The following is a 15,713-nucleotide window of genomic DNA, read 5'->3' as shown; positions in this document are numbered from 1 at the left end:
TTTAGCCTTTTCTACATTATTTTTTCTATTGCTTCTATTATTCTGTTAGCCAGTGGCTAACAGCTACGACCTTATTCTTTTTCTGTTAGCCGGTGGCTAACTACGACCTATTCTGACCGCAGGCTTTTTACCGGATTGGCCATTGCTGCTTTTATCGATTGAAAACTAATGGTAATTAATGCAATCAAAATAGCTGCAATTCCTGAAATTGCCAATACCCACCACTGAATTGAAACGCGATAGGCAAAATCTTGTAACCATTGATGCATTACGTACCATGCAACCGGAAATGCTATGACTGCTGCTATTATCACCAATTTCAGAAAATCGACCGATAAAACTTTAACGATCTCAGGAATACTTGCTCCCAGCACTTTACGAATTCCGATTTCTTTTATACGTTGTGAAATGGCAAATGCCGAAAGCCCGAATAAACCTAAACAGGCAATAAACACTGCAATACAAGCAAAAATGGTAAATACTTTTCCTTGCTGTTGCTCCGATTTATACAAGCGGTCGAATCGTTCATTTAAGAAAGTGTACTCAAACGGTGTTTCAGGTAGATATTTATGCCATTTGGTTTCAACTTCTGCAATTGCCGCCTGGATATTATTTCCTTTTATTTTAACTGAAAGTCGTCCATAAGCGTTAATACGTTCAGGAGGCAGGCTCATAATCAATGGAACGATTTTTTCATGCATTGATTCAAAGTGAAAATCTTTAGCCACTCCAATTACTTTACCTCTTACTCCACCATACATAATATCCTTGCCGATTGCATTTTGTGGCGCTCCCCAACCCAGCTTGCTAACTGCTGTTTCATTCAACATAAAATTAGTTGTATCGGTGGAATGCTCACGTGAAAAGTTCCTTCCTGCCACTACACCTATTCCATAAGTAGGAATAAAATCGTAATCAACCGCAACAACTTTTAAACTTATTTTTACAGGCTGTTCCTGCTCTTTTTCAAATACTTTCGTATCCATTTCATCCAACAATCGTCCCGAAGGAATTCTTGAAGATCGTCCAGCATCAACAATAGTAGAGGAACGCAGCAACTCATTTCTGAAAGAGTCATAATTATTACCAAAGTTGTAACGCATGGTAAGAATATGCTCTTTATTAAAACCCAATGAAGTGCTCTGCAAATATTTTAATTGCTGGAACACTACAATGGTCGATACAATCAGGATGATTGAAATAGAGAATTGTACTACCACCAAAACCTGTCTGAATGAAATTCCCCTTGTACCTATCTTGCCTACGCCTTTGAGTACCTTAACTGGATCAAAAGATGACATGAACAGAGCTGGATAAATTCCACTCATTAAACCAATAAATACAGGTAACACCAGCAAGGGAACAATAAACTTCCAATTCAACAAAATCAGACTATTTGATTCTTGTCCGGCAAGTTTGTTAATAAATGGCAGAAGCACACTGGTAGCGATTACCGCCAACACGAGCGAAATAATTGTTATCAGTACTGATTCTGTAAGAAACTGTATGATCAGTTCTTTGCGTTGTGCTCCTATTGCTTTTCTGACTCCTATCTCTTTCGCCCTGGCTATCGATCTTGCTGTCGACAAATTCATATAGTTGATGCAAGCGATCAGCAGGATAAATAATCCAATTGCTGTAAAAATATAGACCCTTTTGATATCTCCGCTTTCTTCTAACTCATCTGCCAGATGCGAGTGCAGGTGAATATCGGTCAGCTTCTGTAAAAACAGTTTTGTACCCTTTGAAGCTTTTGCATCGGCTGGCTCTCCAGAAAAATGAACATGCTTATCCAGGAATGCAGGAAACTGATTGGCTATTTTTTCGACAGGATAATTTTTAGGGAATAACAAATAGGTGTGAAATGCATTATTACCCCAGTTTGTTTTCAGATTCTGCTCTCCATAAACAACCGGATCTTTTAGCGTTTTAAACGACAAAAGCAATTCCGGATGCATGTGCGAATTAGTAGGTAACTCTTTATAGACTCCGGTAACTTTAAACTGATTAGGAAGGTTATCAATCTTAATCATTTTGTTCATCGGGTCTTCATTGCCGAAGTATTTCGTCGCTAATTTTTCGGTTAGCATTACTGAATAAGGCTCTGTTAAAGCTTTCTGAGCATTTCCTCGTACCACCGCAACAGGAAAAAACTGGAAGAACTTATCATCTGCAAAAAAGGCATTTTGCTCGTTGAATAGTTTTTCTTCATACTTTACAGCCAGATTTCCATTACTGAGTACACTGGTAACTTCCTTTATATCCGGAAAATCATTTTTCAGCAATCCTGCAAAGGGAGGTGCAACGGCACTTAAATGCAATACATCTACACCATCGGGCGTATTGAAACTCCTTGTTACACGGTATATATTATCTGCCTCCGAATTATACTTGTCGTAGCTTAATTCATTAACAATATAATTCAGAATTAATAAACAACAGGCTAAACCTACTGTTAATCCGAATAGATTAATGAAGGATATAAACCTGTACCTGTTAAGGTTTCTGAAAGCGATTCTTATATAATTCTTTAACATTTCTTTATTATGTATGTAAATACTAACCAATGACCGCTTTAAATACTAACCAATTATCGTTTGGGATACAATCCAATGGCTGTTTTGGATACAAGCCAGTGGCTTGTATCTACTCGGTTCTTAAACTATTTACGGGATTACTTAATGCTGCTTTTAATGACTGGTAACTTACCGTTAACAGTGCGATTAATAACACAATTATAAAAGGAAATGCAAAGTATGACCAATGGATATCAACTCTGAACGCATAGCTTTGCAACCATTCATTAGAGGCATACCATGCAACTGGTATTGAAATTATAAATGAGATGATTAACAGATAAGCAAATTCCTTATACAATAATCTCAATATCCCTATTACGGAAGCTCCAAGTACCTTGCGAATTCCAATTTCCTTTGTTCGCTGAATAGTGGTAAATGACGCTAAGCCAAACAGACCTAAACAGGCTACCAAAATTGCCAGCAGTGAGAAAAATGTAAATACATGACCAAAACGCTGATCGGCCTTATACTGATCATTGAAATGTTGGTCGAGGAAAAAATGTTCGAATGTATTACCCGGAAAAAACCGGTCCCATTTTGCTTTTACTAAAGTAATAGAACTTGCAGCCTGATCGGAATTTATACGTATAGAGAAGTAATCTCTTGACTCAGGGATTAACCGAATGATAAGTGGTTCATAGGCTTCACGCAACGATTGTTGATGGAAGTTCTCTGTAACACCAACAACCGTATAGGTTTCGCCCCAAAACTCAATTTGCTTACCAATAGCTTCCTGCGGTTTGGTAAAGCCTAACTGTTCAATCGCTTTTTTATTAAAAATAACAGCTTTAGGATCAGTACCATGATCTTTAGAAAAAGTTCGACCAGCAATTAATTTTAATCCATAAACATCCATGAAACCGTAGTCGACACCAATAACCCGGTATTGTTTTCCCTCTCCTTCACCCTGCCCAATCAAACGGATACCTCCGGCATTCCAATTAACAGGTTGTCCCGGAACAGTAGTTGAGGCAGCAACACCCTTAATACTAGTATTTTGCAATAATTCCTGTTTAAATGATTCCATCTGGTTTTTAAACGTAGAATCATTTCGAACTAAAGGACCATTTACAACCAATGTCTGATCGATTGTTAAGCCCAATGCCTGCTTACGCATGTACTGTATCTGATTAAAAACGGTAAATGTCCCGATTAGCAAGAATAATGAAATAGCAAACTGGAACACCACCAATGATTTACGTAAAAAAGCTCCTTCTGCAGTTGAAGTTATTTTTCCTTTCAACACTTTTATCGGCTTAAAACCTGATAAGACAAATGCCGGATAAATACCGGAAAATAAAATTCCTAAAAGAAGCAGGCTGATGAATGTTAGCCAGAAATAACCTTTTGTGAACAAGGTTAATGTAAGATGCTGTCCGGATAATTGATTAAACAAAGGAATAATCGCAATCATCAATAAAATGGCAATAACAACCGCCATGATATTCAACAAAGCAGACTCTAACAAAAACTGGAAGACCAACTGTTTACGTTCAGATCCTACAACTTTACGGATCCCTACTTCTTTGGCACGGGTTACCGCTCTTGCTGTTGCCAGGTTTATATAATTAACCCAGGCTATAACCACAATAAAAAAGGCAATACCTAATAAGAGGTAGACAGTTTTACCATCGCCGTTAGCTTCTGCCTCCATCATATAGTGTGAATAAAGGTGAATATCTTTTAAGGGCTGCAAAGTGTACGTTGCGGAGCTATTGTATTGTTTATGTTCCGCTCCTGCCAGTTTATCTACCACTGAAGGAAACTTCGACTGTAATTTTAGAGGGTCTGTCCCCTGACGTAACAATAAATACGACAAACAACCGTCCCATTGCCATGCGGTTTCCGGACTACCATCTTTAAAATAAGTCAGGAATGTTGCGTAAGACAAGAGAACATCTGTTTTAAGATGCGAGTTGTTGGGGATATCCTTAAATACACCGGTAATTTTAAATGCTTCTTTATTATTTAAATTCAGCGTTTTCCCTATCGGATTCGCAGAACCAAATAATGCCTTTGCTTGTGTTTCGGAGATAGCCATTGAATGCGGCTCAGCTAAAACTGTTTTCGGATCACCTGCAAGCAGCGGAAATGAAAATACTTTAAAGAAAGAGCCTGATGCATAGTAAACCTTTTCGATTTTATAAGGCTCCCCTCCTTTATCCACAACCTGTTGTTCGGCACGAACCAATTTTACATAATCCTCAATCTCCGGAAAGGCTTCTTTAAATGAATTGGCTGCCGCAAAAGGACCAGCCGCCCATTCGGTACTTAGCTGTCCTTTATTATACCTGTCTTGTTTAATCCGGTAAATACGTTCATTTTTAACATGAAAGTCATCATAACTTAATTCAAAAGCTACGTACTGAAGAATAAGCAAACAGGCTGCTATACCTATAGCCAAACCGGCAATATTTATGGCGGAATATGCTTTATGCCTAAAAAGATTTCGAAAAGCGATGGTGATATAGTTCTTTAACATGTTTTATAGTTTTTAGCTGTTAGCTGTTGGCCATTAGCTTTTCTTGTTTTCGATTTTATTTTTTTCAGCTAACTGCAAACAGCTAGCTATTAATACTATTCCGTTCTTAAACTTTTAACAGGATTTGCTATTGCCGCTTTTATCGCTTGGTAACTTACTGTAAGTAATGTGATAAGTATGGCCGCCAATCCTGCGAAAACAAATATCCACCATGACATTTCAGTTCTGTATTCAAATCGCTGAAGCCAGCCTGACATAAAATAATAAGCCAGTGGAGTGGCGATAAAAAATGAAATGATCACTAAAAGGACAAAGTCTTTGGATATGAGACGCCATAAATTGAAAACTGTTGCACCCAAAACCTTTCTTACTCCAATTTCTTTTGTTCGCTGTTCCGCCACAAATGATGCAAGGCCAAAAAGTCCTAAACAAGAAATAAGAATGGCAAGCATAGCAAAGCCAGAGGCCAATTTTCCTATGCGGTCTTCATCACTAAATTTAATGGAGTATTCTTCTTTAATAAAGCGATATTCAAACGGAGCTTCAGGGTCATACTTCCTGAATATTGCTCCGATTTTGCTTAATGCTTCTTTTGAATCCAAAGCCGGATTTAACTTAACATTAATAATATTTACCCAGCTATAATCAAGCATGAAAACCGTACGAAAGACCGGTGTATACGGAGAATCCATAACCATATCTTTTATCACTCCGATAACCTGGTAGGATTTGCCATCACATTTTACAATTTCGCCAACCGGATTTTTCAGGTTCATAAATTTAACAGCAGCTTCATTCAGAATAATTGCTGACGAATCAGAAGGATACTCACGGGAGAAATCACGTCCTGCTTTAATTTGCCAACCAATTGTTTTTCCGAAATCATGACTTATTGCTACCGTTCCGAAATTGCCCTGATCGCCAGGTTGCATTCCTTTCCATTCGTATCCGTTATTTATTGCCCAAACACCGGTAGTTGGATTTGATGATTGCGACATCTCCATAACTGCACCACTTTTTACAAGATCATTTCTTAATGCATCATAATGTTTGAGCACCGACTGTGTACGTACCGGAACTATAACCAACCCATCTCTGTTATAACCAACAGAACGATCTTGCGCGTACTGAATCTGGCGGAATACAATAACAGTTCCGATAATTAATGTAATCGATACCGTAAACTGCAATACCACTAATACTTTGCGCGGCAACGACGCCAAACGGCCAGTTCTGAGCTTTCCCTTAAGCACTTTTACAGGTTGAAACGACGAGAGATAAAGAGCAGGATAACTTCCTGAGAGTAATGCTGTAAGCATACAAAAACCAATACACAGGGACCAGAATAACGAGTTACTCCACAATATCGAAAGTCTTTTATCTGCAACCCCATTAAACATTGGCAAAACCAACTGAACTAATACCAATGAAAGCACAAATGCAAACAGCACAATAAGGAAGGATTCACAGAAAAACTGAAGGATCAGCTGCCAACGCTCTGAACCTGCCACCTTGCGGATACCAACTTCCTTCGCACGTTTTTCAGAACGTGCAGTACTTAAATTCATGAAATTGATACAAGCCAACAGTAATACAAATGCACCTATTATGCCAAACAACCATACAAAAGTTATCCGACCGCCTACACTAATTCCGTTTTCAAACTTTGAATACAAATGCCATTTGTCCATTGGATGAAGAAATACCACCGGTTTAAATGCCGCATCAGCCTTGGTAACCTTGTTCAGTTTTACATCCTTTATTTTAGCTGAAACTCTAGTCATATCCGCATTATCCGCTATCTGGGCATATGCCGAAAAAGAATTCCTTCGCCAAGGGTTTGACGCTTTTTCAATCCATTCTTCATTATCAATATAAAGTTTCCACGGAGCAATAAAATTCAGCTCTTTGAAATCAGTATTGTAAGGTAAATTTTCATACACTCCGGTTACTTTCACTGAATGTGTATTGTCGATCTTCAGCATTTTATTTATCGGATCTGTATCCCCAAAAAATGCTTTTGCGGCTGATGCTGACAATAAAATCGAAGAGGGATCAGCTAAGCCGTTGCGTGTGCCTTTCAGCATTTTCAACGATAGCATTTCCGCTATAGCAGGTTCAAAGAAGCCTCCTGTTTGAATCAATACTTTATCACCGACAGTTATTACATGTCCATTCTCTCCGGAGGCCATCACCACATATTTAAAATCGCTGCCGTATTTCTCTTTTATCTCATCTCCTAAAAGATAAGGAACTGCAGTTTGAGCACCTTTAACCCCATTAAAAGTTTGGCTTTGCATTACTCTTGCTAGGCGATCATAATTTGCGAAGTGTTTATTATAGGATAGTTCATCCCACATCCATAAGCCGATTAAAATAACCACTGCCATACCTACTGCCAAACCACCAATATTGATGATCGAAAACACCTTATGTTTTGAGACGTTTCTTATTGCTATTTTAAAGTAGTTCTTTATCATAATCTTATTGTTGTTAGCCTATAGCCGTTATCCTCTATTTATTAGTTATTGAATTAATTCCTAGAACTAATTAATGGTCGTAGCTGATTACGCGGGTAACTTTCCATTGTCCGTCTTTCTTTTGCCAGATCATAATGTTTTTGAATACACCACAATCATCTTTACCGTTTTCTACATGGCAAAACTTATGACTGCAGACTTCTACAGCTCCATAATTATTGATGGGATACACCTCTAGACTTCCTTTTACAAGGTCTCTTCTTAAGCCAGTGTCTTTATTTTTTTCGAACAAGGATTTAAAATTTTCCATTGTTTGATCATAACCTGCTAATCCGCCTTTATCATGATAGAATTCTAAATCAGTTGAAAAAGTTGTTTTAAGTGCCTCTAAATTATGTGCATTAAAAGCGTTAAACATTACGCTATCCATATGAGCAATTTCATTAAAAAGCTCTTGAGAAGCCGGCTTATATGGCTTTGATATAGTCTGTGCATTACTCCTTTCCACAAAACAGGCAATGAAGATAATTGCAATCTTAAAGCTCAATAGTGTTGTTTTCATTATTAGCTATTTGTAATGAGATTATTATTCTGTTCTTAAACTTTTAACCGGATTGGCTAAAGCTGCTTTTACAGCCTGAAAACTCACCGTTAATAAGGTGATCATCATTGCACCAATTACAGTAGCAATAAAAATCCACCAGGCTATTGTTGAGCGATATTCATAACGCTGTAACCATTCATGCATAAAGTAGTAAGCGATTGGAATTGCAATTAAACATGAAATGATCACAAGCTTTACGAAATCTTTTGAGAGTAATCCCCATAGGTTCATCACAGAAGCTCCGAGTACTTTACGTACACCAATTTCTTTGGTTCGCTGCTCGGCAGTAAATGAAGCCAAACCAAACAAACCTAAACAGCTAATGAAAACAGCCAGACAAGCAAATACAGAAGAAAGCTTCCCTATCCGTTCCTCGGCACCAAATTTCTTGTTGTATTCAAAATCGGCAAATTTGTATTCGAACGGAACCGCAGGATTATATTTTTTAAAGATGGTTTCAATTTTAACAAGCGATTCTTTAGAACTTACTTTTGGATTTAACTTAACAGTGATGACATCGCCACGACCAGAATTTAAATAAAACAAGGTTGGTTTTACCGGATTGTAAGGTGATGACATCACCATATTTTTTACCACTCCTACAATCTTGTACCTTTCAGGTCCACCTACACTGCCAATTATTTCACCAACCGGATCTTTAAGACCCATAAACTCTGCTGCCGCTTCATTGATAACAAATGCAGTCGTATCCGTTTTAAATTCCTTTGAAAAATCCCGGCCTTTGGTGAACTGCCAGCCGATGGTTTTTCCATAATCGTAGAATACTCCTATTATCCCAAAATCATCCTGACTGTTAGGATCTTTTCCTTTCCAGGTAAAACCGCTGCTGTTCGACCAAACTTCAGTAACCGGACTTTGAGATGCGGTCATCTCAATGGCGGCTCCTGAATTAATCACATCATTTTTTACAGCATCATAATGATTCACTATATCAGGAGTTTTCATGATGCTATAAATCAAGCCATTTCTATCATATCCAATCGGACGGTCTTTCGCATATTGAATTTGACGGAATACCACAATCGTTCCGATAATTAACACCACCGAAACCGTAAACTGCAGCACAACCAATACTTTACGAGGTAATAAGGCAAGTTTGCCAACACGCAGTTTTCCTTTAAGCACTTTAACAGGCTGAAAAGATGATAAATAAAGCGCCGGATAACTACCGGCAATGAGGCCTGTAACTAAAGTAAACCCAACTCCAATCACCCAAAACACTGGTTTGTTCCAAGGAATGATCATCCGTTTATCGGCAACTTCATTAAATAACGGCAAGGATAGTACAACAAATACCAAGGCCAAAACAAAGGCGAATGAAACGATCATTAGTGATTCGCTAAAAAATTGTACGATCAACTGACGGCGTAATGAACCCATTGATTTTCGTACGCCAACCTCTTTTGCCCTTTTTTCAGAACGTGCAGTACTTAAATTCATAAAGTTGATACAGGCCAACAGGAGCACAAAAACTCCGATCAACCCGAACATCCAAACAAATTCTATCGACCCTCCAACATTTACTCCGTTTTTAAACTCAGAATACAAATGCCATTTGCTAGCGGGATGAAGGAAGATTGTTGGTTTAAATGATGTACCAACCACATCATCGGTTAGTTTTATTTTATTGAATTTTGAGTATTTGATTTTAGCTGATACCTTGTAGATATCTGCATTAGGTGCCAGTTGACCAAAAAGCTGAAACGAATTATTTCCCCAAGAAGTCAACGCTCTTTTTAACCAGGGTTCTGTAGTTACATACAGATCCCAGGCACCAATAAACTTCACTCCCCTGAATGAAGTATTGAAAGGAAAATCTTTATAAACCCCGGTAACTTTTAGGCTGTGTCTATTATCTAGCTTGATAACCTTTTCTATTGGATCTTCGTCACCAAATAATTTTTCAGCATAGGAAGCAGAAATAAGAATAGATGATGGATCTGTTAAGCCATTTCTGCTTCCCTTTAACATATGGAGTGTTAACATTTCAGGAGCTTCCGCTTGCATAAAATTACCTTCAATGGAAAGTTTCTTTTCACCATTGGCAATAATATGCTCCTGGGTCCAAGATGACAGCACTATATATTTAAAATCGCTTTTGTAGGATGATCGTAATTCATAACCCAACGGCATTGGTTGTGCCGTTTGTGTGTTTATTTTTCCATTAAATGTTTGATTCTGCATAACCTGTACCAACCGGTCGTAGTTTGCAAAGTGTTTATTGAAAGATAACTCATCCCAAATCCACAAACCAATTAACATGGCTACAGCCATACCAACCGCTAAGCCACCAATGTTTATGAATGAGAACACCTTGTGCTTCACCAGGTTTCTCAGCGCTATTTTAAAGTAGTTGCGTAACATGTTTTTATTTTTTTATGGTGGTGACAAGACATGTCTTGTCTCTAGATGCATAAAGACAAGACATGTCTTGTCTCTACCTATTCGGTTTTTAAACTTTTAACAGGGTTTGCAATGGCGGCTTTAATGGCCTGAAAACTTACGGTAATCACAGCAATCAATAAGGCCAATAATCCCGCAATAACGAACATCCACCATTGGATGGTAATACGGTATGCAAAATCTTGTAACCAGTTATGCATTGCATACCATGCTATTGGGAATGCAATAACAGCTGCAATCAAGACCATCTTCAAAAAATCTGTCGACAGCATAGTAACGATGCTTTGTACACTTGCCCCTAACACTTTGCGGATCCCAATTTCTTTTATTCGTTGTTCAGCAGCGTATGTAGCCAAGCCAAATAATCCTAAACAAGCAATACTTATAGTTAAAATCGCAATAATGAAAAATATGGTTTCCCTGATTTTATCCTCTTTATACAGCAATTCCCATTGCTTATCTAAAAAATGGTATTCTAACAAGTGTGTTTGGTCGATGCCACGCATAATTGCATCCATTTGCTTTAGCGTAGCGGTTAAATCACCTGAAGCAACCCTAATTGTAAAATAGTCTGATGAATGAATTGGGTTGTTAATATTGGCGATCACCATTGGAGCTAATGGCTCGTGTAACGACTGGAAATTAAAATCTTTTACAATTCCTATAACACGCGCTTTAAAAGGTGCATCAAGTGAAGAAAAGCCATCGCCATAATTAGCAGACGGAATTTCGATGAGCTCTTCCGAAGGCGCTATGATACCTAAGGCTTTTGCAGCTGATTCATTTAACAATACTGCTGAAGAGTCAGATGCATTACTGTTCGTAAAGTTCCTTCCTTTTACTAATTCAACTTTATAGGTTTTCAGGAACTGATCATCCACACCAAGAAAGAACATGTCGTTCCCTTTTGTTGTAGCACTTTGTTCTTTATTAACTTTTACTTTAGGTAGATTTTTCCATTCACCGGGAACTCTAGAGGTAAGTGTTACCTCCTTAACCTGTGGCAGTTTCGCAAATTCATATTTAATAGTTTCCTGTCCTCTTCTTACTTCACCACTATTAATATCAATGACCACTAGCTGATCTTTCTTAAATCCCATGTCTTTATTTTTCATATAAGACATTTGCTGATAAACGATCAGCGTTGCCACAATCATAATAATGGACAGGGTAAACTGAAAAACCACCAACGACTTGCGCAAAGAAATGTTTCCTTTACCCAATGTAATCTTATTTTTTAGTAGCAATAAAGGTTTTAACCGAGATTGAACCAATGCCGGGTAGATGCCTGACAAAAGCCCGACAACTATAACCACCATCAAAATTCCTATCCACACCCGGTAATCGGTTGAGGTTCCTAATGTTAGTTGTTTTTCTGTAAAGGCATTAAATTTAGACAGCAATACTTTTACTACTATCAATGCAAAAAATAATGCAAATAAAGTTGTCAGAAAAGCTTCTGAAAGGAACTGACCTGCCAATGTTTGTTGGGAGGCTCCCGCCACCTTCCGCACCGCTATTTCTTTTGCACGATGCATAAAACGGGCGGTTGTCAGATTCATATAATTAATACAGGCAATAAGCAATACAAACAAGGCCACACCTGAAAAGATATAGATATACCCTATACTTCCTGTTTTTCCTAAATTTCCCTCAATATTCTCTGAATTAAAATGAACCTCTTTAAGGGGTTGCAATAGGAAGCTGCGCTTTTCCTTATTTTCATCTTTACTATTTGCCTTAACAAGATTGCTGATCTTAGTTTGAACAGTTGCAGGATTGGCATTCTCATTTAACAACAAATAGGTAGTGAAGGTATTTGAATCCCAGTCGGAGTTCACAAATTTCATAAAACGCTCACTTGTGAGGCTCGATTCTGGAAACAGTAAATTGAAGGAAAGCTGAGAGTTAATCGGAAAGTTGGCTAATACAGCTGTGATTTTACATGGAATGCTATCACCATCGAGGTTAATTGTTTTACCAAGCACATCAGCATTCCCAAACAATTTTTCGGCTGTCTCCTTCGTCACCACAACACTGTGAGGGTCTTTCAATGCAGTTTCCCGATCACCATAAAGCACATCAAAATCAAACACTTTTAAAAAGTCAGGGGTTGCAACCCAATATCTTTCATAAAAAACGTTTGCATTCTCTGTTGTACCAACATTTGATCTTCCTAATCCTAAAATTCGCACAAAGTCCTTTACTTCAGGAATATCTGTTTTGGAACGCTGAGAAAGCAAATAGCTTATAGTAGCGCTTTGTGTTTCTTTTCCATCCGAGGCAATTTTCTTTTCCACAACACGATAAATTGAATTAGCATTTTTATGAAATCCATCAAACGTTAACTCATCAAATATATATAGTGATACCAACAGGAAACTTGCCAATCCAATTGTTAGTCCTCCAATATTGATAAATGAGAATACCTTGTTTTTTGACAGATTTCTCAGCGCTATTTTAAAGTAGTTGCGTAACATGTTTTTATTTTTTTATGGTAGAGACAAGACATGTTTTGTCTTTATGCATCCAGAGACAAGACATGTCTTGTCTCTACCTATTCGGTTTTTAAACTTTTAACAGGGTTTGCAATAGCGGCCTTAATGGCCTGAAAACTTACGGTAATCAATGCGATGGCCACTGCTAGTACTCCTGCGATCAGAAAGACTGACCAGCCAATATTTGTTCGGTAGGCAAAGTCTTCTAACCATTTGTGCATCGCGTACCAACCAATTGGAAATGCAATTAGGGTTGCCAGCAACACCGGTTTCAGGAAGTCTTTTGAAAGTAATAGTACTATACTGCTGATGCTTGCCCCAAGTACCTTTCTAATACCGATTTCCTTGATTCGTTGTTCGGCTGAATAGGTTGCTAATCCAAATAATCCTAAGCAAGAAATCAATATGGCAATTAATGTAAAGTAGCCTACGATGGATAAGAGCCTGTTCTCTGCCTGGAATGTTTTGGCAAAATCTGCATCCAGAAAAGTATATTCAAAAGGCTCATTCGGGTTTAACTTTTGCCACTTTGCCTCAATCGATTTGAGCACATGTTGAATACTGGATGCATTCGCATGAACGATCAGGTAGTTAAAATTACTGTCGGCCAACTGAAAACCCATTGCTTTGATTGGGGTACGTAAATCCTGGAAATTAAAATCGTTTACAACACCGATTATAATAAACTTGTAATCCCTTCCCTGCCAATTGAACCAGATTGATTTATCAACAGCTTGTTGTGCCGAAGCAAATCCCAAATCCTTTATTGTTTTCTCCGTTAAAACAACCTTGGTAATGCTATCAGTTGCGAACTCCTTTGAAAACAATTGCCCGGCCACAGGTTTTATTTGCAATGTTTTAAGATAGCTGTCATCGATGTAATTCATGAACACCAGTCGTGCATCTTCAATAGTTTTTCCCTCCGGATAAAGCCGCATATCACTTGCATTCATAATGCCAGGATAGAAATAACAACCTCCTGCTGAAACAACATGCGGATCCCTACCGACTTCCTCTTTCAGGGAGGCATACATTTTTTTAGCGGTAGAACTTCTCAACGGAACTACAATTTGCTGTTCTTTCTCAAAACCCAGATCTTTTTCGCGCATGAAATCCATCTGGTTATAAATTACTACTGAGGATACTATCAGTACAACAGAAATCACAAACTGAAAAACTACCAGAAACTTTCTTATTGAAACAGCTGCCAATGAATTGGATAGTTTTCCTTTTAATGCTTTTACCGGTCTTAACGACGATAAAAAGTAGGCGGGATAAATACCTGCCAGCAACCCGGTAATAATGGCAAGCGCAAAAAATGCTACCAATAACCAACCATGTTGTAAAACAGACATGTTAAGGTCTTTACCTGCCAGTTGTCCAAACAACGGGGTTAATGCCCAAGTAACAACAATAGCAAACAGAAAAGCGAAGAAACTCATCAATAATGACTCGCTCAAAAACTGACGAATCAGGGAAGATTTTTCTGCACCCAGTACTTTCCGAACCCCTACTTCTGTTGATCGTTTGGCCGACCGTGCAGTAGAAAGATTCATAAAATTGATGCAAGCAATCAACAACGTAAAAAAAGCTACGGAAGCAAGTATGTATAAATAAGTCCTACTTCCTGGTGGAGTTGCTGTATTTTCTGTGGTTGTATCCAGGTGAATTTTCTTGAGAGGCGTTAAATATTGTTTTTTACCAACGCCGGCTGCCCGCAATTCTTTGCCTGTATGTTTTTCTATAAAAGCCGGAAATTTAGCCTCAAGACCTTTCCAATCAGCTTCAGGTTTCAACAAGAAATAGGTATAAAACATATTGTTGGATACCATATCCGTTGAACTTCCAATGTATGAATCGATACCCCCGCCTTTAATGGACATAAAAAACTGGGCGTCGATATGAGAAGGTATTTTTGCAGCTGTAAACACACCCGCTACCTTAAAATCAAACTCCCCGTTAGTATTGCTATTAATATGAATCACCTTACCCAATGCAGGTTCTTCTCCAAATATCTTGGCAGCAATCTTATCAGAAATAACAATTGTATTAGGCTCTTTTAAGGCTATGGCAGCATTTCCCTCTTTAAAGCTGTAGGTAAAAACATTGAAGAAAGCAGAGTCGGTTAAATAGCCACGGGTTTCGTAAAACGATTTAACTTTTCCGTTTTCATTATACTGCAGCAATGTTTTATCATCCGCAAAGGCTTTAAGCAAGTGCGTAGTTTGTTCGATTTCTGGAAATTCCTGTTGCATTGCAGGCCCCATAGGAAAAGGAGTTCCGGCACTTTTGTTTTCATTTCCTTGCCTGCTAAAAATAGTCCCAAGCAAATAGATACGATCTCCTTTTTTATGCGATGCATCATAATTCAACTCATGATTCAGATACAATGCAATTAGCAAGCAGCAAACCAGTCCGGTTGCCAAGCCGAAAATATTGATGAACGTAAAAGTTTTATTTTTCATAAAACTTCGCCACGCAATTTTTATGTAGTTTCTTATCATTTTATTTAGCTTTTTACCATTAGCTTGTTAGCTGTTAGCTTTTCTTTTTTAGCGTTTAGCTATGAGCTTGTTGGCTTTTCTTTTTTAGCTATTAGCTTGTTGGCTGTTAGCCTTGAACTGTTTTTTAACTATTAGCCGTTGC

At 38.0% G+C, this 15,713-nt stretch carries 7 protein-coding genes; all 7 read right to left on the bottom strand.

What is annotated here, in order from left to right:
* Positions 1-107 precede the first annotated feature (107 nt).
* The 7 genes from SOLCA_RS01300 to SOLCA_RS01270 all read right to left on the bottom strand — a co-directional run bounded on the left by SOLCA_RS01300 (position 108) and on the right by SOLCA_RS01270 (position 15,532).
* On the bottom strand, positions 108-2,537 hold the full coding sequence (locus SOLCA_RS01300) for an ABC transporter permease (RefSeq protein WP_014678640.1): 2,430 nt from the start codon (positions 2,535-2,537) through the stop codon (positions 108-110).
* Between the two features lie 109 nt (positions 2,538-2,646).
* Complete coding sequence (locus SOLCA_RS01295) at positions 2,647-5,061, bottom strand: ABC transporter permease (RefSeq protein ID WP_014678638.1); 2,415 nt, start codon at positions 5,059-5,061, stop codon at positions 2,647-2,649.
* A 95-nt stretch (positions 5,062-5,156) separates the two neighbouring features.
* Entirely contained in the window at positions 5,157-7,541 is a 2,385-nt protein-coding gene (locus tag SOLCA_RS01290; RefSeq protein WP_014678637.1) for an ABC transporter permease, read from the bottom strand.
* A gap of 70 nt (positions 7,542-7,611) precedes the next feature.
* On the bottom strand, positions 7,612-8,103 hold the full coding sequence (locus tag SOLCA_RS01285; protein WP_014678636.1) for a nuclear transport factor 2 family protein: 492 nt from the start codon (positions 8,101-8,103) through the stop codon (positions 7,612-7,614).
* Positions 8,104-8,127: 24 nt separating this feature from the next.
* Positions 8,128-10,530, bottom strand: coding sequence for an ABC transporter permease (locus SOLCA_RS01280; protein ID WP_014678635.1), 2,403 nt, complete (start codon positions 10,528-10,530; stop codon positions 8,128-8,130).
* Between the two features lie 77 nt (positions 10,531-10,607).
* The gene (locus SOLCA_RS01275; RefSeq protein ID WP_014678634.1) at positions 10,608-13,049 is read right to left on the bottom strand and encodes an ABC transporter permease; all 2,442 of its coding nucleotides are present in this window, start codon (positions 13,047-13,049) and stop codon (positions 10,608-10,610) included.
* Positions 13,050-13,126: 77 nt separating this feature from the next.
* Positions 13,127-15,532, bottom strand: coding sequence for an ABC transporter permease (locus SOLCA_RS01270; protein WP_245536743.1), 2,406 nt, complete (start codon positions 15,530-15,532; stop codon positions 13,127-13,129).
* Positions 15,533-15,713: the final 181 nt, after the last annotated feature.

Source organism: Solitalea canadensis DSM 3403, assembly GCF_000242635.2.
Taxonomy (GTDB): domain Bacteria; phylum Bacteroidota; class Bacteroidia; order Sphingobacteriales; family Sphingobacteriaceae; genus Solitalea; species Solitalea canadensis.
This window is presented reverse-complemented; position numbering and strand designations above follow the sequence as displayed.

What these genes read in the sequence shown, in the direction of transcription:
- SOLCA_RS01300 (WP_014678640.1), bottom strand. Translation starts at nt 2,537, where the DNA reads ATGTTAAAGAATTATATAAGAATCGCTTTCAGAAACCTTAACAGGTAC.
- SOLCA_RS01285 (WP_014678636.1), bottom strand. Translation starts at nt 8,103, where the DNA reads ATGAAAACAACACTATTGAGCTTTAAGATTGCAATTATCTTCATTGCC.
- SOLCA_RS01275 (WP_014678634.1), bottom strand. Translation starts at nt 13,049, where the DNA reads ATGTTACGCAACTACTTTAAAATAGCGCTGAGAAATCTGTCAAAAAAC.
- SOLCA_RS01295 (WP_014678638.1), bottom strand. Translation starts at nt 5,061, where the DNA reads ATGTTAAAGAACTATATCACCATCGCTTTTCGAAATCTTTTTAGGCAT.
- SOLCA_RS01270 (WP_245536743.1), bottom strand. Translation starts at nt 15,532, where the DNA reads ATGAAAAATAAAACTTTTACGTTCATCAATATTTTCGGCTTGGCAACC.
- SOLCA_RS01290 (WP_014678637.1), bottom strand. Translation starts at nt 7,541, where the DNA reads ATGATAAAGAACTACTTTAAAATAGCAATAAGAAACGTCTCAAAACAT.
- SOLCA_RS01280 (WP_014678635.1), bottom strand. Translation starts at nt 10,530, where the DNA reads ATGTTACGCAACTACTTTAAAATAGCGCTGAGAAACCTGGTGAAGCAC.